Annotated in this window: 20 protein-coding genes and 1 tRNA gene; 8 read left to right on the forward strand and 13 right to left on the reverse strand. The window is 64.6% G+C overall.

The window, feature by feature from the left end:
* On the forward strand, nt 1-166 hold a 166-nt coding region (locus tag U0988_RS04370; protein WP_322291454.1), incomplete at its 5' end, for a transporter associated domain-containing protein.
* A 14-nt stretch (nt 167-180) separates the two neighbouring features.
* On the opposite strand, the gene U0988_RS04375 is transcribed toward U0988_RS04370, so the two are convergent.
* From U0988_RS04375 to U0988_RS04420, 10 genes are read right to left on the reverse strand one after another with little or no spacing between them, the layout of a single operon-like run.
* Nucleotides 181-594, reverse strand: coding sequence for a DUF3035 domain-containing protein (locus U0988_RS04375; RefSeq protein WP_322291422.1), 414 nt, complete (start codon nt 592-594; stop codon nt 181-183).
* A gap of 1 nt (nt 595) precedes the next feature.
* Nucleotides 596-1,129 carry a signal peptidase II gene (lspA, locus tag U0988_RS04380; protein ID WP_322291423.1) on the reverse strand — a complete coding sequence of 178 codons (534 nt, stop codon included), beginning with the start codon at nt 1,127-1,129 and terminating at the stop codon, nt 596-598.
* The gene (locus U0988_RS04385; RefSeq protein ID WP_322291424.1) at nt 1,126-4,278 is read right to left on the reverse strand and encodes an isoleucine--tRNA ligase; all 3,153 of its coding nucleotides are present in this window, start codon (nt 4,276-4,278) and stop codon (nt 1,126-1,128) included. The genes lspA and U0988_RS04385 overlap by 4 nt, the downstream gene beginning before the upstream one ends.
* On the reverse strand, nt 4,275-5,213 hold the full coding sequence (locus tag U0988_RS04390) for a bifunctional riboflavin kinase/FAD synthetase (RefSeq protein ID WP_322291425.1): 939 nt from the start codon (nt 5,211-5,213) through the stop codon (nt 4,275-4,277). Before U0988_RS04390 ends, U0988_RS04385 begins: the two co-directional genes overlap by 4 nt.
* Entirely contained in the window at nt 5,210-6,382 is a 1,173-nt protein-coding gene (locus U0988_RS04395) for a dipeptidase (RefSeq protein ID WP_322291426.1), read from the reverse strand. Before U0988_RS04395 ends, U0988_RS04390 begins: the two co-directional genes overlap by 4 nt.
* Entirely contained in the window at nt 6,379-6,864 is a 486-nt protein-coding gene (locus U0988_RS04400) for a dihydrofolate reductase (protein ID WP_322291427.1), read from the reverse strand. The genes U0988_RS04395 and U0988_RS04400 overlap by 4 nt, the downstream gene beginning before the upstream one ends.
* On the reverse strand, nt 6,861-7,922 hold the full coding sequence (locus tag U0988_RS04405; protein WP_322291428.1) for a 5-(carboxyamino)imidazole ribonucleotide synthase: 1,062 nt from the start codon (nt 7,920-7,922) through the stop codon (nt 6,861-6,863). Before U0988_RS04405 ends, U0988_RS04400 begins: the two co-directional genes overlap by 4 nt.
* Nucleotides 7,919-8,407, reverse strand: coding sequence for a 5-(carboxyamino)imidazole ribonucleotide mutase (purE, locus tag U0988_RS04410; protein WP_322291429.1), 489 nt, complete (start codon nt 8,405-8,407; stop codon nt 7,919-7,921). The genes U0988_RS04405 and purE overlap by 4 nt, the downstream gene beginning before the upstream one ends.
* A gap of 2 nt (nt 8,408-8,409) precedes the next feature.
* On the reverse strand, nt 8,410-9,096 hold the full coding sequence (gene gpmA, locus U0988_RS04415) for a 2,3-diphosphoglycerate-dependent phosphoglycerate mutase (protein WP_322291430.1): 687 nt from the start codon (nt 9,094-9,096) through the stop codon (nt 8,410-8,412).
* A gap of 31 nt (nt 9,097-9,127) precedes the next feature.
* Nucleotides 9,128-9,295 (reverse strand): hypothetical protein, encoded by a 168-nt coding sequence (locus U0988_RS04420; RefSeq protein WP_322291431.1) that lies wholly within the window; start codon nt 9,293-9,295, stop codon nt 9,128-9,130.
* Nucleotides 9,296-9,451: 156 nt separating this feature from the next.
* On the opposite strand from U0988_RS04420, the gene U0988_RS04425 reads away from it, so the two are divergent.
* Nucleotides 9,452-9,526 (forward strand) — tRNA-Thr (locus U0988_RS04425).
* Here U0988_RS04425 and U0988_RS04430 read toward each other — a convergent pair.
* Entirely contained in the window at nt 9,505-9,840 is a 336-nt protein-coding gene (locus U0988_RS04430) for a hypothetical protein (protein ID WP_322291432.1), read from the reverse strand. The two genes, U0988_RS04425 and U0988_RS04430, sit on opposite strands and share 22 nt — an antisense overlap.
* 10 nt (nt 9,841-9,850) lie before the next feature.
* Here U0988_RS04430 and U0988_RS04435 point away from each other — a divergent pair, with 10 nt between their 5' ends.
* Nucleotides 9,851-10,420, forward strand: a complete 570-nt coding sequence (locus tag U0988_RS04435; RefSeq protein ID WP_322291433.1) for a PH domain-containing protein — start codon at nt 9,851-9,853, stop codon at nt 10,418-10,420.
* A gap of 47 nt (nt 10,421-10,467) precedes the next feature.
* Nucleotides 10,468-11,946, forward strand: a complete 1,479-nt coding sequence (locus U0988_RS04440) for a PH domain-containing protein (protein WP_322291434.1) — start codon at nt 10,468-10,470, stop codon at nt 11,944-11,946.
* On the opposite strand, the gene U0988_RS04445 is transcribed toward U0988_RS04440, so the two are convergent.
* Nucleotides 11,935-12,234, reverse strand: coding sequence for a GNAT family N-acetyltransferase (locus tag U0988_RS04445; protein WP_322291435.1), 300 nt, complete (start codon nt 12,232-12,234; stop codon nt 11,935-11,937). The two genes, U0988_RS04440 and U0988_RS04445, sit on opposite strands and share 12 nt — an antisense overlap.
* Nucleotides 12,235-12,311: 77 nt before the next feature.
* On the opposite strand from U0988_RS04445, the gene U0988_RS04450 reads away from it, so the two are divergent.
* Nucleotides 12,312-13,313 (forward strand): threonine aldolase family protein, encoded by a 1,002-nt coding sequence (locus tag U0988_RS04450; protein ID WP_322291436.1) that lies wholly within the window; start codon nt 12,312-12,314, stop codon nt 13,311-13,313.
* Nucleotides 13,310-14,218, forward strand: coding sequence for a DMT family transporter (locus U0988_RS04455; RefSeq protein ID WP_322291437.1), 909 nt, complete (start codon nt 13,310-13,312; stop codon nt 14,216-14,218). Before U0988_RS04450 ends, U0988_RS04455 begins: the two co-directional genes overlap by 4 nt.
* Here U0988_RS04455 and U0988_RS04460 read toward each other — a convergent pair.
* Nucleotides 14,189-14,989 carry an SDR family NAD(P)-dependent oxidoreductase gene (locus U0988_RS04460; RefSeq protein WP_322291438.1) on the reverse strand — a complete coding sequence of 267 codons (801 nt, stop codon included), beginning with the start codon at nt 14,987-14,989 and terminating at the stop codon, nt 14,189-14,191. The genes U0988_RS04455 and U0988_RS04460 overlap by 30 nt on opposite strands.
* Nucleotides 14,990-15,042: 53 nt before the next feature.
* Between U0988_RS04460 and pepN the strand changes: the two genes are divergently transcribed.
* Together pepN and pgeF are read left to right on the forward strand one after the other, a co-directional pair.
* Nucleotides 15,043-17,712: an aminopeptidase N gene (pepN, locus tag U0988_RS04465; protein ID WP_322291439.1), complete on the forward strand. Its 2,670-nt coding sequence runs from the start codon at nt 15,043-15,045 to the stop codon at nt 17,710-17,712.
* Nucleotides 17,705-18,472 carry a peptidoglycan editing factor PgeF gene (gene pgeF / locus U0988_RS04470; RefSeq protein WP_322291440.1) on the forward strand — a complete coding sequence of 256 codons (768 nt, stop codon included), beginning with the start codon at nt 17,705-17,707 and terminating at the stop codon, nt 18,470-18,472. Before pepN ends, pgeF begins: the two co-directional genes overlap by 8 nt.
* Nucleotides 18,473-18,534: the final 62 nt, after the last annotated feature.

Consider the following 18,534-nt stretch of genomic DNA (forward strand, 5'->3'; position numbering starts at 1 on the left):
TGTCCTGTCGGTGCTGAAGAACCTGCCGGTAGAGGGTGAAAGCTTCACCGATCAGGGCTGGCGCTTCGAAGTGGTCGACATGGACCGCCGCAAGATCGACAAGCTGTTGGTCAGCCGGGCCGGCACTGCGCCGATGTCGCCCGAGCCTGCTCCCCCCGAAAGCTAAGCCGGCTTAGCCGATCAGCCCGGGATTATCGCCTGGGTAACCTGACCGTCCCCTTCCGGAGCGGCGATGATATCGCGCGTTACCCGGCCCTTGGCCACAGTGTTGGTTCCGGCATCGCCAACCGACGACCGGATCCCCGGATCGGCCGTACCCGCGCGTTCGATGGCGGAGCTTTCCACGCTGCTGCGCGGTGCCGGGCCGCCGAACAGCGCATCCAAAGCTTGCGCCGAAGCCGTGCCTTCGGTCGGGCGCGGCGCGCCGGGGGCGGGCGGAACCAGGTTGAAATCGGGCGGCACCACCAGCGGGGCCTGCCGCTGCACGGCGAATTCGTCGGGCCGGTCGCGGCCGAGAATGCCGCCATTGCCGCCGCATGCCGACAGCATGGCGCAGCCGGCGCCCAGGAGGATCAGTGTATGTGTCTTGACCATATCAACTCTCCGCGGCGTCTGGTGCCGCTTCATTGGTGTTCTTGTCGTCCTTATCGCGGAGGAAAAAGGAACGGGCAAGCAGGATGACGACGCCGATGGTGATACAGGCATCGGCAATATTGAAAATCAGGAAGGGCCGGAATGTGCCGAAATGCAGATCGGCATAGTCGATGACATAGCCCAGATCATACCGGTCCTTGATATTGCCCAGCGCGCCGCCGAGGATCAGCGAGAGGCCAATGATGTCGCCCAGCAGCTTTTCGCGCAGCATCCAGAGGATCACCACCAGTGCAATCACGGCGGTCACCCCGACCAGCACCCAGCGCGCCTCCATGGACGTCGCTTCGAACATGCCGAGCGACACCCCGAAATTCTGGGTGAACCGCAGGTCGAAAAACGGCAGCAGTTCCTTGTAATCCCCAATCCGGTCAATCCCGAGCGGGCCGACCACCAGCCATTTGACATATTGGTCGGCGGCAAAGATCGCCACGGCGAGGAACAGGCCGATCAGGCGGTTGCGCATCACCGGGTTCATGCTGCTGCATCCATCCGCGAAACGGCATCATCGCAGCGCGCGCACAGATCGCCGTCTTCCGTCACTTCGGGAAGGAGCCGCCAGCAGCGGCCGCATTTGTAATTGTCGGTGCGGGTCACGGTCACGTCTGCTCCTTGGCGCCGCGTTACTGACGCGGTGATGAACAATTCCGCGAGGTCCGCCTCGGAGAAACCGTCCGGCACCGCATCCTCCGGCACCGTCACCGCTGCTTCAAGTCCGGAACGGATGATCTTCTCGCGGCGGAGCGGTTCGATCGCCTCCATCGCGGTTTCGCGCAGAGCGCGCAACGCATCCCAGCGGGGTTCGTCCGCCGAAACCGCGGGAATTTCCGGCCATTCGAGCAGATGCACGCTTCCACCATCGGGAAACCGCGTTCCCCAGACTTCCTCGGAAGTAAACACCAGCACCGGCGCGGCGTAGCGGACGAGTGCGTGGAACAGGATGTCCATCACCGTCCGGTTGGCGCGGCGCTTCACGCTGTCCGCCGCATCGCAATAGAGGCTGTCCTTTCGGATATCGAAGTAGAAGGCCGACAAATCCTCGTTGCAGAAATCGGTCAGTGTGCGGACATACAAGTTGAAGTCGAAGTCATCGACCGCCTTGCGCAGGGTCGCATCTACTTCGCCCAGCAGCGCCAGGATATACCGCTCCAGCTCCGGCATCTGCTCCACCGGCAGCGCCTCGTCCTCGGAATAGGCCTCCAGCGCGCCGAGCAGATAGCGGAAGGTGTTGCGCAGTTTGCGGTAGGTGTCGCCCACGCCTTTCAGGATTTCATCCCCGATCCGGTGATCCTCGGTGTAATCGACACTGAGAGCCCACAGCCGGATGATATCCGCGCCGTACTGCTCCATCACCTTCAGCGGATCGACCGTATTGCCGAGGCTCTTGGGCATTTTCATGCCCTTGGGGTCCATCGTGAAACCGTGGGTCAGCACCGCCTTGTAGGGCGCGCGGCCGCGCGTGCCGCAGCTTTCGAGGAGCGAGGATTGGAACCAGCCGCGATGCTGGTCGCTGCCTTCCAGATACAGATCGGCGGGGGACTGCAATTCCGGCCATTCGTCAGATTCGAGCACGAAGGCATGGGTGCAGCCGCTGTCGAACCACACGTCGAGAATGTCGGCGACCATTTCGTAATCGCCGGGATCGCGATCCGGCCCGAGGAATTCCGCCGCGCGGGCTTCCTCCCATGCGTCGACACCCTCGGCACTGACCGCCGCGACAATGCGCGCGTTGACCTCGGCATCGACGAGCAGTTGCCCGCTGGTCCGGTGGACGAACAGCGCAATCGGCACACCCCAGGCGCGCTGGCGGCTGATCAGCCAGTCGGGGCGGCCCTCGACCATTGAACGCAGCCGGTTGCGGCCCTTTTCGGGCACGAAGCGGGTTTCGGTGATGGCGTTTAGAGCCAGTTCACGAAGGCTGGGCGATCCCGCCGTTGCCTCCTCATCGATGGTGTCGTCACCGCCCTCGTTTTCCCAGCGCTGCTCGGCTGGCGAAATCGCCGGGAGGTGCGCCAAGGGGCGATCCATGCCGATGAACCATTGCGGCGTGCAGCGATAGATCAGCTTGGCCTTGCTGCGCCAGGAATGGGGGTAGCTGTGCTTGTAATCGGCACTCGCCGAGAGCAACGCGCCCGCTTCGCGCAGATCGGAACAGATCGGCCCGTCCGGCGCGTTGAAGGGTTTGTTGATGACACTCCGCCGCCGCTCGTCCGCGCCGCCGAGCCACAGCCAGTCGTCACGGTAGCGCCCGTCGCGCATAACGGCGAAAACCGGCTCGATGCCGTTCGCCTTGCACAGCTCGAAATCATCCTCGCCGTGGTCTGGCGCCATATGGACGAGGCCGGTGCCGCTTTCGGTGGTGACGAAATCGCCGGGCAGGAAGGGGCGGAGGCGTTGGAAGAAGGGCAGTTCTTCGTATGCGTTTTCTTCACCCGCTCCCCCGCGAAGGCGGGGGCCCAGATCGGTATTTTCCGACGTTCCGGCTTGCGGCACTGGGTCCCCGCCTTCGCGGGGAAGCAGGGAATTTGCCATCGGGTGGCGCGCGAATGTTCCGGCGAGTTCGGAGCCTTTGTAACGACCGCTTTTGACGCCCAATGCATCGAATATCTCAGCACTTGGCTGGACTGCGCCCTTGATCTCGACCTTAGAGAGTGCCGCGTTTAGTCGTGCCTTAAATTGTTCGATCAGTTCCTGCGCGATTAGAATGCGGGTGTAATCGTCAGGAAGGCCAGCAGCTTCCGCCGCCTCAGCGGTTGCCACCTTCCCGGATTGGGGCGAGGCACCTGCCTCGGCACCCGCCTCGTACACGATGTCGAGCAGTCGATACTCAACCTCCGGCCCATAGGCCAAAGCCTGGTTCACCGGGATCGTCCACGGCGTCGTCGTCCAGATCACCGCATAGGCGCCAACCAGTTCCGCAATCGGGCTTTCGACAATCTCGAACGCCACATCGATCTGCGGGCTGTCGGTCAGATCTTCATATTCGACCTCGGCTTCGGCCAGCGCGGTTTCTTCCACCGGGGACCACATCACCGGTTTCGATCCGCGATAGAGCTGGCCGCTCTCGGCGAATTTCATCAGTTCGGCCACGATTGCGCCTTCGGCTTCGGGGCGCATGGTCAGGTAGGGCTTGTCCCACCGGCCGCCGATGCCGAGGCGTTTCAGCTGTTCGCGCTGCACATCGACCCAGCCCTGCGCATAGGCGCGGCATTCGGCGCGGAATTCCTTTGCCGGGACTTCCTTCTTGTCGCGCTTCTTCTTGCGGTAGAGTTCCTCCACCTTCCATTCGATCGGCAGGCCGTGGCAATCCCAACCCGGCACATAGGGTGCGTCCTTGCCCAGCAGCGTCTGCGTGCGGACGACCGTGTCCTTCAGCACATGGTTCAGCGCATGGCCGATATGCATGTCGCCATTGGCATAGGGCGGGCCGTCATGCAGGATGAATTTCTCGCGGCCAGCGCGGGCTTCGCGAAGCTGCTGATACTGATCCGCCGCCTGCCAGCGCGCCAGAATCGCCGGTTCCTTCTGCGGAAGGCCGGCCTTCATCGGGAAATCGGTCTTCGGCAGGAAGACGGTGTCCCGGTAATCTCTCACAGGAGTGTCTTTCTTGTCTGGCGTGTCGGTCATATGGAGGCGGCGCTTAGAAGTTTCCGCGCCTCATCGCAATCCCGCTCCATCTGTTCCAGCAGCGCGTCCAATGAATCGAATTTCGCTTCGGGCCGGATGAAATGGTGGAAGGCTACTTCGATTTCCTGACCATAGAGATCGCCGGAAAAATCGAAGAAATGCGGCTCGAGCAATTCCTTGGCCGGGCTGAATTGCGGGCGGATGCCGATATTGGCCGCGCCCTTCAGTTCCTCTCCGGTGCTGAGAATCCTGCCGGTCACCGCGTAGATACCGAATTTGGGGCGCAGGTAGCTTTCCAGCGGCAAATTCGCCGTGGGGTAGCCAATTTCGCGCCCGCGCTTGTCGCCGTGCTGGACGATGCCGCGGATCGCGAAGGGCCGGGTCAGCAGCCGCGCCGCTTCCTGCGGATCGCCTGCCTGCAAGGCCTGGCGGATGCGGCTGGAGGATACCGGCGCGCCGCTATCCATCACCGGGGTGACCGCGCGCGCTTCGATGCCGTGCGCTTTGCCAAGCGATTCGAGCAGGGCGCGGTTGCCGCTGCGGCCCCTGCCGAAGGTGAAATCCTCGCCAGTAACCACACCCGCTGCGCCCAACCGATCATGCAGCAGCCGCCCGACAAAATCCTCTGCCGAGGTGGAGGCAAGTTCAGCATCGAAATGGAACACCAGCATCGCCGTGGCCCCGGCGGCGAGGTAGTGTTCCTGCCGCTGTTCCAGCGTGTTCAGGCGGAACGGCGGCGTGTCCGGTTTGAAGAACCGCACCGGATGCGGATCGAAAGTGGCGACGATCGAAGGGCGGCCTTGTTCGCGCGCCCAGCGGATCGCCTCGCCCGCCACCGCCTGATGGCCGAGGTGGAATCCGTCGAAATTGCCCAGTGCGATCACCGCCCCGCGCAGGGGCTCCGGTAATTCCTCGCGGTGATCGATCCATCTCACGCGGCAGGCACCATGGAAATACGCAGCACGCGCAGCGCATTGAGGCCCATCACCTGGCGGATTTCGTCTTCGCTAAAGCCTTCGTCCATCAACGCCTGCGTCACCTGCACCAACTGCGCCGTGTCGAAACGGACGGTCGTGGCCCCATCATAATCGCTGCCTAGCGCGACGTGGTCGATCCCCACAAGATCGCGGATATGCTTCATCGCGCGGGCGGCGGCGGCGGGCGAAGTGTCGCATACCGCGCCTTCCCAATAGCCGACACCGATCACCCCGCCAGTCTCGGCGACGCCGCGAATCTCCGCATCGGTCAGGTTCCGGTTGACCTTGCAGGTCGCCTGCACCCCGCCATGGCTGGAGACTACAGGACGCCGCGCCATGGCGAGGATATCGGCCACGCAGCGATGGCTGCAATGGGCAATGTCGACGACCATGCCGAGTTCCTCCATGCGCTGGACCGCCTGCCGCCCCTTGGGCGTTAACCCGCCTTTTTTAAGCCCATGCATCGATCCGGCGAGATCATTGTCGAAGAAATGGGTCAGCGACGCCATGGTGAAACCGGCGGCGCGCAGCGTATCAAGCGTGCCGAGATCGTCAGACACCTGATTGAGCCCTTCGATACTGAGCAATCCGCCGACCGGCTTGGATGGCCCCTGCCGCGCCTTCAGCAGCGCATCGATGCCATCGGGCGTGGTGATTTTGGCCAATGCGCCATTCGATGCTGCGGCTGCCCGGTCGAGCTTTGCGCCGTGCCATAGCGAGCGTTCTACCAGCGAAGACCATGTTCGCACCGGCTGCAGCTGGGCGATAACCAGCGGAGAGATATTGTCCGTATCCGCTCCATTGGCGTCGTAATTCTGGCCCTTGGGCGTCTTGGTCACACTGGAAAAAACCTGCAGCGCGACATTGCCCCTTTGCAAACGCGGCAGATCCATATGGCCCTGCGCGCTATCGGACAGCACATCGCGCTGCCACATCAGCGTGTCCGAATGCAAATCGACAATCGTCAGTGTGTCATGCAGCGCCTGCGCATCGGGCCGGATGGCGGGCAGTGGCTGCCCGTCGATCATATTCATGCTCCGCTCGACATATCCGGGGGCGAAACCGAAGAAGCCGATTGCCGCAACGCCGATCAGCGCCAGCAGGGCCAGCCCTATTTTCTTTTTCATCTGGCACGCTCCAGCGTCAGGAAGGAATAGCCAGGCCGTTCACCATCGGCCGGGTGATCTTCGCGGGCGATTTCTTCCCATTCCGGACCCAGCGGCGGCATGAAAGTGTCGCCCTCGAATTCGGCATGAATTTCAGTCAGTTCGACCCGGTGGGCCAGCGGCATGAACACATCGAAGATCGCCGCACCGCCGATCACGGCCACTTCGCCCTCGCCCGCGAATTCCAGCGCTTCCTCCACCGTCCGCGCAACTTCCGCCGCGCCTGAATCCCAGTTTTCGCGGCGGGTCAGCACGATATGCCGCCGCCCCGGCAGCATCCCGGGCAAGCTCTCGAAGGTCTTGCGGCCCATGATCATCGGCTTGTTCATGGTCAGTAATTTGAAGTGCCGGAGGTCGGCGGGCAAATGCCACGGCAGCGTGCCGTCCTTGCCAATCGCGCCGTTCGCGGCACGGGCGTAGATCAGAACGATTGTCTGCTTCATTCGGGAGCGGGTCCAAGCCGTGTGACATGGCCCATCTTGCGCCCCTCGCGCGGCTCGCGCTTGCCATAGAGGTGGAGGTGGGCGGCGGGATCGCTCAGCAGTTCGTGTGCGGTGAGCGCGGCGGGGCCGACGATGTTGGTCATGGTCACTTCGGATGCGAGGCTCGCCGTCGATCCCAGCGGCAGGCCGCAGATCGCGCGGATGTGGTTTTCGAACTGGCTGGTGGCGGCGCCTTCGATCGTCCAATGTCCGGAATTGTGTACCCTGGGTGCCATTTCGTTGAACACCGGCCCGGCGTCCGTGGCGAAGAATTCGCAGGTGAGTACCCCGACATAGCCGAGCGCGTCCGCAATCCTGGCGGCGAGCGCGCGGGCCTGTTCCAGCTGCGCCAGGATCTGCGCGGAAGGCGGCAATGCGGAGCTTGCAAGGATTCCGTGCTCGTGGACATTCTCGGCGCTGTCCCAGAACCGTATTTCGCCGTCCTGGCTGCGGACCAGGATGACCGAGAACTCGGCGCTGAAATGGACCAGACCTTCATAGATCGTCGCCGCGCCCGGCAGGCGGATAGAGTCGGCATCGCGCGCGGAACTGATCCGCCACTGGCCCTTGCCATCATAGCCGTCGGCGCGGGTCTTGAGGATGCCGGGCGCACCGATCCGCTCGATCGCCGCCGCCAGATCTTCCGCCGAATGCACCGGCACATAGGGCGCGGGGCGGCCGCCCAACTCCTCGGCAAAACCCTTTTCGTGGAGGCGGTCCTGCGCGATTTCCAGCGCCCGCGAATGCGGCAACAGCTTGGCCGCCAAGGCCGCGAGGGGGCCGACCGGAACATTCTCGAACTCGAAGGTGACGACATCGCAGGATTCCGCAAAACCGGCGAGCGCCGCCTCGTCGGTCCATGCCGCGCAGGTGAACTCCGCGCTGACGTCCGCTGCCACGCTCTCCCGGTCCGGCGCGTAGATGTGGCAGCGATAGCCGAGTCCGGCTGCCGCAATTGCCAGCATCCGGCCAAGCTGGCCGCCACCGAGGATGCCGATCGTGGCCCCCGGAGCGATCATCGGATTTCCGGCCGGTCCGCCACCGCATCGGTGCGGGCGGCGCGCCAGCTTTTCAGCCGCTCAGCCAAATCTGTGTCGGAAATTCCCAGAATGGCCGCGGCAAGCAGCCCTGCGTTGGCCGCTCCCGCTTCTCCGATCGCCAGGGTGCCGACGGGAATTCCGGCGGGCATCTGCGCAATCGACAGCAGGCTGTCCATGCCCGACAGCGCGTTGGACTGCACCGGCACGCCGAGCACCGGAAGATGCGTCATCGCTGCCACCATCCCGGGCAGATGCGCCGCGCCGCCCGCACCGGCGATGATTACCTTGAAGCCTTCCTTCGCAGCGCCTTTGGCGAAATCCGCCATCCGGTCCGGCGTGCGGTGGGCGGAAACGATGCGCACATCATGCGCGACGCCGAGTTCATCCAGCACGTCAGCGGCGCATTTCATCGTCGGCCAGTCCGACTGGCTGCCCATTATGATCGCGACTTCAGACGTGGTCATGCTCAGCCGTCCTTCAGATAAAAGCGCTCGCCCGGCGTCATCGCGTCATCGAATTCGTAGATGATCGGCTGGCCGGTGGGAATCTCGAGCCCAGTGATGTCGTCGTCCGAAATGCCCGACAAATGTTTCACCAGCGCACGCAGCGAATTGCCGTGGGCGGAGATAATCACCGTCTCCCCGCTGGCCAGCACCGGCAGGATGTCGCTTTGCCAATAGGGCAGCACCCGCTCGATCGTCAGCTTGAGGCTTTCGGTGTCGGGGATGGCGATCCCGGCGTAGCGCGGATCGGCAGACAGATCGTATTTACTGCCAGGCTCCATCGGCGGCGGAGGCACGTCGAAGCTGCGGCGCCAGATATGGACCTGCTCGTCGCCGTGCTTCTCGCGCGTTTCCTGCTTGTCGAGGCCGGTCAGACCGCCGTAGTGCCGTTCGTTCAGCCGCCAGTCCTTGATTTCGGGGATCCACAGCCGGTTCGCTTCGGCCAAGGCCAAGTGCAGGGTGCGAATCGCGCGGGTCTGGACCGAAGTGAACGCCCGCGTCGGCATTACGCCCTTGTCGGCCAGCAACCGGCCTGCGGCCTTGGCTTCGTTAACGCCCAGATCGGTCAGATCCACATCCCACCAGCCGGTGAAGCGGTTTTCCAGATTCCACTGGCTCTGGCCGTGACGGACGAGAATAAGGGTCGGCAAGTCGCGCTCCTGCGTTGGTCAGGCTGGATGGTTAGCTTTCGCCGCCGTCTTTGGAAAGGGCAGCGGGAGCCGAATCACCGGGCACCTCGGCAGTATTTTCCTGCAGCGCGCGGGCCTGCGCTTTCCGGCGGCGCAGATTCTCGCGCAGCTTGGCGGCGAGACGTTCCTGTCTGGTCAGCTTGTGCGGGTCATTTGCCATGGTGACAGGCCGATTGCCGCGATGCGCGCGCCAAGGCAAGCGCCGTTGTTCCGTTTGGTCAGACCGTCCTTGACAACCCCAGGTCCACCAGCCAATAGCGCGCCCCTGCCATGGGCCGCTTTCGCCGCCCATCGGCGGCAATACGTGAAATGGTGTGCTGCTGTAGCTCAGTGGTAGAGCGCATCCTTGGTAAGGCTGAGGTCGAGAGTTCAATTCTCTCCAGCAGCACCATTTCGCGCCGCCACCAGCCAGCAGCCGATATTGCCCGCCGCCAGCAGCGCGATCAGCGCCCAGAAGGTGCCCGTCAGCGCACCGCCGGCCAGACCGATGGGCGAAAACAGCAGATAGATCGCGACCACCAGGCTCCCCAGCAGGATCGCGACAATTCTATCTATCTTGGCAATCCGGACTATGGCCGCGTCGTCATGGCTCTTCGACGTGATCGACGGCAGGATTGAACGAACTGAACACCGCGCCGTGGACGGCCACTCTGCCGGGTGCCCGCTGCGCAAAAGCAGCTTGCCAGTCGGCAGCGTATTAGCCATCTAAATCACCATGGACGACACACCCCCAGCTGTCGCGGGCACCGAGCCCCCGAAACCGCCCTCGAAACCGCTTTCGAGCCAGGACCCGGTACCGCGCCCGGAGGACGCCCCGGGCTTCGGCGATGACACGCTGACGCCCCTCCATCCGAATCACGTCAAAGTGCTGCGCATCGAAATCTCCCTGTTTACCGTGCCATTCGTCATTGGGTCGCTGGTGCTCGAGACTGCGCTGTTGCTGCCGGCGGGATCGTTCATCGTGCCGGTTGTGCTCGCGGCGGCTTTACTGATTATCCGGGTGCCGCTGCGGCGTTATCATGCGCGCGGCTTTGCGATGGGCGCAGACCGGCTGCGGGTGGTGCGCGGTCTGCTGTTCCGTTCGGACACGGTCGTCCCGTTCGGACGGGTGCAGCATATCGACGTCAACCAGGGTCCGCTGGAACGGGCTTACGGGCTGGCGACGCTGACCCTGCATACCGCCGGCAGCCATAACGCTTCGGTCCATCTGCCCGGATTGCTGAACGAGGATGCGCTGTCCATGCGCGAAACCATTCGCGCGCATATCAAGCGCGAGACCGTGTGACACCGGTGATTTCCGAAGCGCCAAATCTGCCGCAAAGGACGAATCCGATGGGCTTCGTTGCCCAGGGCCTGCAGGGGCTGCAGCGCGCCGTCCTGCCGATGATTGCCGTCGCTTACGGAATGAGGGATGAATCGTTCGGCTTGTTCGCCGCGCTCGGTCTGGGGCTGGTGATTGCAGCGGTAGGCGGGGGTCTGGCCTATCTCAACTGGCGGCGGCTGACCTATACCGTGGGCGAGACCGACATTCGGGTCGAGAGCGGCATCCTGTCGCGCGCGGCGCGCTCGGTTCCGTTTGAGCGGATTCAGGATGTCAGCCTGGAACAGACTTTGCTGCCGCGTTTATTCGGGCTGGTCCAGGTCCGGTTCGAAACCGGAGCCGGCGGCAAGGACGAATTGTCGCTGCGATATCTGTCGGAGGAGGAAGGCGAGCGGCTGCGCGATGTCGTCCGCGCGCGCAAGGACGGGGCTGATGCGGAAAACTCTGCGGTGGCTGCAGAATCGGCGGACGCCGAAACGACGGTCGAGGAACCCGCCAGGGTCCTGTTCGCGATGGACCTGCGCCGGTTGCTGACCTTCGGCATGTTCGAGTTTTCGCTTGCGGTCGTCGCGGTGGTCGGCGGCGCCTTGCAGACCTTCGGGGATTTCCTGCCATTCGACATCTGGGAGCTGGAGGAATGGCAAAGGGTATTTGCCGGCCCCTTCGGGCAGCTGGAAAGTCTGGGCCGTACAGCCCGGATCATGGGGGGCATTCTCGGGGTGGTCTCGCTGCTGGCCGTGGGGGTCGCCACCGGCGTGGTGCGGACGGTTCTACGCGATTGGGGCTTTCTGCTGGAACGCACGGCCAAGGGATTCCGCCGCCGCCGCGGGCTGCTGACCCGGACCGATGTGGTAATGCCGGTACACCGGGTGCAGGCGGTGCGGATCGGCACCGGCCTGGTTCGCGGACGGTTTGGCTGGCACGCCCTCAGCTTCGTCAGTCTGGCACAGGACAGCGGATCGTCGAACCATGTAGTGGCACCGTTTGGCCAGATGGACGAGCTGCGCCCGATCATTGCCGAGGCAGGGTTCGAGCCTCCGCCCGAGGATCTGGTGTGGCAGCGCGGGGCCGCAAACGCGCGGATCGACAGCGCCGTGGCCAGCGCCGTCCTGCTCGCGCCCGTGGCCATTGCGGCGATTTTGTTGGGCCGCCCGTGGCTGGCGCTGCTGCCGGTGGCTGCTGCAGTTTTCCTGGGTTTGCGGCAGGCCTATCTGTGGCGCTTCGAACGTCATGCGCTGTCGCCCGCGCAGCTGTTTGTCGGCAGCGGCTGGCTGGTGCCGAAGCTGTCGATTGCCAGCCGGGTGAAGCTGCAATCGGTGGAGATCAGCCAGCATATCCTGGGCCGGTGGCGCGGCTATGCGACTCTGCATCTCGGACTTGCGGGCGGAACTCTGTCGATCGGCGGTATCCCCGTGCCCCGCGCGGAAGAACTGCGCAGCGCCGTCCTGTCGAGCATCGCCCGGACCGATTTCTCCGAATTAGGCCAGTAGATCGGCCCATTCGGGATGATCGTCGAACTTTGCCGCGACATAGCTGCATTGCGGCACGATGCGGAAACCCTGCTCCCGCGCATCGGCGACCATCGCCTGCACCAGCAGTCCGGCGATCCCGCGTCCGCCGATTTCGCGCGGCACCAGCGTGTGCTCGGCGATGCGCGCGCCGTCACCCCGCGTGACCCAGGTCAGGCGGCCCACCGCTTTGCTGCTGGTCACATGGGCGCGGTATTCACCGCTGCTGCCGGAAGGGTGGCGGGTAATCTCGACATCCTGAACATCCATCGACAGTTCTCCTTTCTGCGCCAGGCGCCCGGGCTTGCGCTGGACGGCGGTCCAGCTAAGGGCATGAGGTGATGAGCATGAGCAAACTGTTTCTGTCCGATAATGCCGCCAGCGTCCACCCTGCGGTATGGGACGCGATGAAGTCCGCCGACGCGGCCGATGCACCCTATGACGGCGACGGTCTGTCGCGCCGGATGGACGATGCATTCGGGGAAGTGTTCGGGCGGGAATGCGCCGTGCTGTGGGCGGCCACCGGGACGGCGGCGAATTGCCTTGCGCTCGGCACCATGGTCCAGCCGCATGGCGGAGTGATCTGCCACCGTGAAGCGCATATCGAAATGGACGAAGGCGGCGCGCCGGGGTTCTACCTCCACGGGGCGAAGCTGATGCTGGCGGACGGCGAAGGCGCGAAACTGACGCCGGAGGCCATTGCCGCCGTGGCGGATGGGGTGCGCGAAGGGGTGCATCAGGTCCATCCCCACGCGATCTCGATCACGCAGGCGAGCGAATATGGCCGCGCCTACCGACCGGCGGAACTGGCCGCGATCGGCGCTTTGGCGCAGGAGCGGGGATTGCCGCTGCACATGGACGGCGCGCGCTTTGCCAACGCTGCGGCGTTCCTCGATTGCCCTGCTGCCGATGCCGCAGGCCCGGTCGATGCGCTCAGTTTCGGCTGCGTGAAAAATGGCGGAATGAACGCGGAAGCCATCGTGTTCTTCGCGCCGGGCCTTGCCGATGTCGCCAGATTCCGGCTCAAGCGGGCGGGGCATTTGCAATCCAAAGGCCGGTTCCTCGCGGCACAGATACTCGCGATGGTCGAAGATGGGCTGTGGCTCGCAAACGCCCGCGCGGCCAACGCGGCGGCGCAGGAAATTGCCGGGGCGGCCGAAGACCGTTTGCTGCACCCGGTCGAAGCCAACGAACTGTTCGTGCGCTGCAGCGCCGATGAACGCGCTGCGCTGCGGGGTCAGGGCTTCGGATTTTACGACTGGGGCACCGGCGCCGCCCGCTTCGTGACGGCGTGGAATACCACACACGGCGACGCGCGCGCCCTTGCCAGCGCACTCTCCTCCCTGTGAGCGAAACGCCGCCGCACGCGCTGCTGAGGCCGCAGGTCGCGCTGCCGTTCCTGCTGGTCGCGCTGATCTGGGGTTCGACCTGGTGGGTGATCACTGGCCAGATCGACGAAGTTCCGCCCAGCTGGTCGGTAACCTGGCGGTTCATGCTGGCCGCGCCGTGCATGTTCGCCCTGGCGCTGATCACCGGCAAATCGCTGAGCATCGGCCGCAGCGGGCATCTGCTTGCGGTGTTTATCGGCATCACCCAGTTCTGCTTCAATTTCAATTTCGTCTATCGGGCGGAGCTGCACCTGACGTCGGGCATCGTCGCGGTGATGTTCGCGCTGTTGATGGTGCCGAATGCGCTGCTCGGGCGGGCGCTGCTTGGCCAGCCCGTGACCCCGCGGTTCCTGCTGGGCAGCCTGGTGGCGATCGCCGGAATCGTGATGCTGCTGGTGCACGAAGCGCGCCTGTCCCCGCTCGGCGGCAATATTCCACTGGGCATTGCGCTGGCGATCGGCGGGATTTTATCGGCATCGGTTGCCAATGTGGTGCAGGCCAACCCGACCGGCCGGTCGCTGGGGATGGCCAGCCTGCTGGCGTGGTCGATGTTGTACGGGGTGATCGCGGATTTCGCGCTCGCTTGGTTTACCGCAGGTCCGCCAGTTCTCCCCGCAGATCCGGATTACTGGGCCGGCGTGGCGTGGCTGGCGCTGGCCGGATCGGTGGTCACCTTCCCGCTCTATTATCCGCTGGTGCGGCAGATCGGTGCGGGGCGGGCCGCCTACAACAGCCTGTTCGTGGTGGTGATCGCAATGCTGATTTCCACCTTCATCGAAGGGTATGAATGGTCGCTGCTGGCGGTCGCCGGATCGGTGCTGGCGCTGGCAGGGATGTTACTCGCCCTCAGAGCCAAGCACGTCTGAGCCAATCAGCGCGCGCAGACCCGCGCGGTAATCGGGATAGGCTGGCTGCCACCCCAACACGCGCTTGGCCTTGCCGTTGGCGACGCGGCGGTTCTCTGTGTAGAAACCCCGCGCCATGGGGGACAGCTGCGCCTGCTCCAGCGTAAGCAGCGACGGGGGGTCAAGTCCCAGCAGGGCGCAGCTTTCCTCGATCACCGCGTTCTGGCTGGCGGGCAGATCGTCGGACAGATTGTATGCCCCTGCAGGGCCGTCCAGCCCGGCGAGCACTCCGCTGACGATGTCAGCCACATGCACCCGGCTGAACACCTGTCCCGGCAGGTCGATCCGGTTCGCCCGGCCTTCCTGCACCCGCGTCAGCGCGTTGCGGTCCGGGCCATAGATTCCGGGCAGGCGGAACACCCGTGCCCCGCGCTCCAGCCACCGCGCATCGGCTTCTGCGCGCGCGGTCCGTCGCCCGGAGCCGGTTGCCGCGGTTTCATCGACCCACGCACCGCCCGTGTCCCCGTACACTCCGGTGGAAGACAGATAGCCGAGCCATTCCTGCGTCAAATCGGTGCCATAGCGGCCGAGCACCGGATCGGCATCTTCGGCAGGCGGAACGGAAGAAAGCACGTGGCTTGCCCGGGTCAGCGCGCCGCGCACCGCGGCACCATCGTTGAAATCGACATCCCCGGCGCTGCCGGTCGCCTCCACCACCCAGCCGCGCGCGCGCAGGGCGTCGGCGATGCGTCCGGCGGTGTATCCGAGGCCGAAGATGAACATATGTGCCATGCCGCGTGTTGTAGGCATTGGAACCGCGAAGGAAAGCACTTAGGAGGCAGTCCATGGATATCGCCCGCACCCCGTCCGCCCCCGACAGCAACCCCGAAATGGCCGATGCCGCCGTGGAGCCAAAGGCGCCGCCGATCATCCGGCGGGAGGACTATAAACCGTTCCCGTGGCTGGTGCCCGAAACGCGGCTGGCGTTTGAATTGGGGCTGGAACGCACCCGCGTAACCGCGACGTTGACGGTCGCTCGCAACCCGGCGGCGGATCTTTCCGCCAATATCCTGCTCAACGGTGACGGACTGGTGCCGCTGTCGGTCTCGGTCGATGGCGAATTGTCGCCCAGCTGGACGGTGCAGGACGGCAATCTGATCCTGTCCCTGCCCGGCGACAGCCACGAGATTACCGTCGTCACCGAAATCGACCCCTCGGCCAACACCCAGCTGATGGGGCTGTATGCCTCGGGCGGAATGCTGTGCACCCAGTGCGAGGCGGAGGGGTTCCGCCGGATCACCTTCTATCCCGACCGGCCGGATGTCCTGTCCACCTATACCGTGCGGATGGACGGGCCGAAGGCGCATTTCCCGGTGCTGCTGTCGAATGGCAACAGGGTGGCCGGCGGCGAGGGGCCGGACGGCGCGCATTGGGCGGAGTGGCACGACCCATGGCCCAAGCCGTCCTACCTGTTCGCGCTGGTGGCGGGCGACCTCTGTGCCAATTCGGGCAGCTTCACCACCATGTCCGGCCGCGAGGTTGCGCTCAACATCTATGTCCGCGCGGGGAAGGACGGCGCGGACGATTTGCCGCGTACCGACCACGCGATGGAATCGCTCAAGGCCGCGATGAAATGGGACGAGGAGACCTTCGGCCGCGAATATGATCTCGACCTGCTCAACATCGTCGCGGTGAGCGATTTCAACATGGGGGCGATGGAGAACAAGGGCCTCAACATCTTCAACACCAAATATGTCCTGGCGGATCGGGAAACCGCCACCGACGGCGATTATGACGCGATCGAAGGGGTCATCGCGCATGAATATTTCCACAATTGGTCGGGCAATAGGATCACCTGCCGCGACTGGTTCCAGCTGTCCCTGAAAGAAGGCTTCACCGTGCTGCGCGACCAGCTGTTCAGCCAGGATATGCGCGGGGAGGCGGTCACGCGGATCGAGGATGTGCGGATCCTGCGCTCGGTCCAGTTCCCCGAGGATTCAGGCCCTCTGGCGCATCCGATCCGGCCCGACAGCTTTCAGGAAATCTCCAATTTCTACACCTCGACAATCTACAACAAGGGCGCAGAAGTCATCCGGATGATCCGCACCATGGTTGGCGCGGAAGTGTTCCGGAAGGGCACCGACCTCTATTTCGAGCGGCACGACGGCGAGGCCGCAACCTGTGAGGATTTCGTCAAGGCGATGGAAGACGGCGCGGGCATCGATCTCACCGCGTTCCGCCTGTGGTACCGGCAGGCCGGTACGCCGCGGGTGGATGTGAGCCTGACGCACGAAGGCGACACGGCAACCCTTTCCCTGAAACAGACCGTACCCGCCACACCGGGCCAACCCGACAAGTCGCCGATGCCGATTCCGCTGCGAATCGCGCTGTTCGATCAGGCTACCGGCACCCATTCGGGCGACCAGCTGGTGGTGCTGGACAAGGCGGAGGCGAGCTTCGACTTTAGCGGTTTTACCCACCGCCCGGTGCTGTCGATCAACCGCGGGTTTTCCGCCCCGGTCACCATTCATCGCACCATCAGCCGGGAGGAGCTGGTTTTCCTTGCCGCGCGCGACGACGATCCGTTTGCCCGCTACGAAGCGATGCAGGAGCTTGTTGTCCGGCATCTGACGATGGCAGCGGGCGGGGGACTGGAAGATGCCGCCCGCAGCGAGGGTAGCGCGGATATCACCGCCGCGTTTCGCGCTGTGCTGAGCGACCCGGCAATTGACGATTCCATGCGCGGCGAGCTGATGATGCTGCCGGGCCAAACCTATCTTGCCGAACAACTGGCCGTTTCCGATCCGGCGCGCATCCATGCCGAGCGGGAGGGACTGAAGGCGTGGCTCGGAACCCAGCTGGCGGCGAACTTGGCGGACCTGCATACCCGTGCCTGCGCGGTGCCGGGCTCGTCGGGCGCTGCAGCGCGGGGCGCGCGCAAGGTCAAGACACAGGCGCTGGTGTTTCTGGCGGCGGCCGATGCGCAGAAGGCTTCGAAGCGGGCAGCAGCGCAATACGACGCGGCGGACACCATGACCGACCGGCAAGGCGCGCTGATGGTGCTGTGCGGGCTCGAGACTGCAGCCCGTACCGATCGGCTGATCGATTTCTACCGCCGTTACCGGGGCAATGACCTCGTGATCGACAAATGGTTCGCGCTGCAGGCATCTTCGCTCCATCCCCACGCTTTGGAGCATGTGAAAGCGCTGGCCGATCACCCTGATTTCACTCTGCGCAATCCCAACCGGGTGCGGTCGCTCTATATGGCGTTCACAGGTACTCCGCAGGCTTTCCATGCCGCGAGCGGGGAGGGTTACCGGATGATCGCCGATCTCGTCCTCGCCCTCGACCCGCTCAACCCCCAGACAGCTGCGCGGTTTGTCACCCCGCTGGGCCGCTGGCGGCGGCTGGAACCGGTGCGCGCCGAATTGATGCGCGCGGAACTGGAGCGGATTGCCGCCGCACCGGCGCTGTCGCGGGACACGTTCGAGCAGGTAACCCGCAGCCTTGGCTGAGCCGGTCGAAACCATTCGGTCCGGCTTTCTGGGCACGGTGCCGCATGGTTTTCTGGGCCGCCGCGGCGGGGTTTCGACCGGGGTGGCGGCTGGCCTGAATGCCGGACTTGGGTCTCTTGATGACGACGCGGCAGTGATGCGCAACCGCGCGCTTGCGGCCGCGGCGGTCCTGCCCGGCGCAGAGTTGGTGACCCCGTATCAGGTGCATTCGCCGCATGCGGTGATTGTCCGCCGCGGCTGGACGCTGGCGGACCGGCCGCGCGCCGATGCAGTGGTGACGGATCAGCCAGGGCTGCTGCTCGGCGTTGTCACTGCCGATTGCGCGCCGGTGCTGCTGGCAGACAGGGAAGCGGGCGTGATCGCCGCCGCCCATGCCGGCTGGCGCGGCGCGCAGGACGGGGTGATCGCCGCGACCGTGGCAGCGATGGAGGAGCTGGGCGCGGTACCCGCCCGTATCCGTGCCGCGATCGGACCGTGTATCGCGCAGGCCAGCTATGAAGTGGACGAAGCGTTCCGGGACCGCTTCGGAGCGGAGGCTGGGGAATTTTTCGTGCCGGGTAAACCTGGTCACCACCATTTCGATCTGGAAGGCTACGTGGCGTCCCGGCTGGCGGCAAGCGGAGTAGGAACTGTCGACCGGCTGGGCCTCGACACCTACTCCGACCCGGAGCGCTTTTTCTCCTATCGCCGGTCGGTTCATGCGGGCGAGGAAACCTACGGCCGGCAGATCAGTTTGATCGGCCTGCCTGCCTCCGCCTGACAGCCATGCCCTTTGGTCTGTGTAGCCGCAGCGCCGTGGCGGTCATAATGTCACGGAGGCAG

The sequence above is a fragment of the Allopontixanthobacter sp. genome (assembly GCF_034376665.1).
Lineage (GTDB): Bacteria > Pseudomonadota > Alphaproteobacteria > Sphingomonadales > Sphingomonadaceae > Allopontixanthobacter.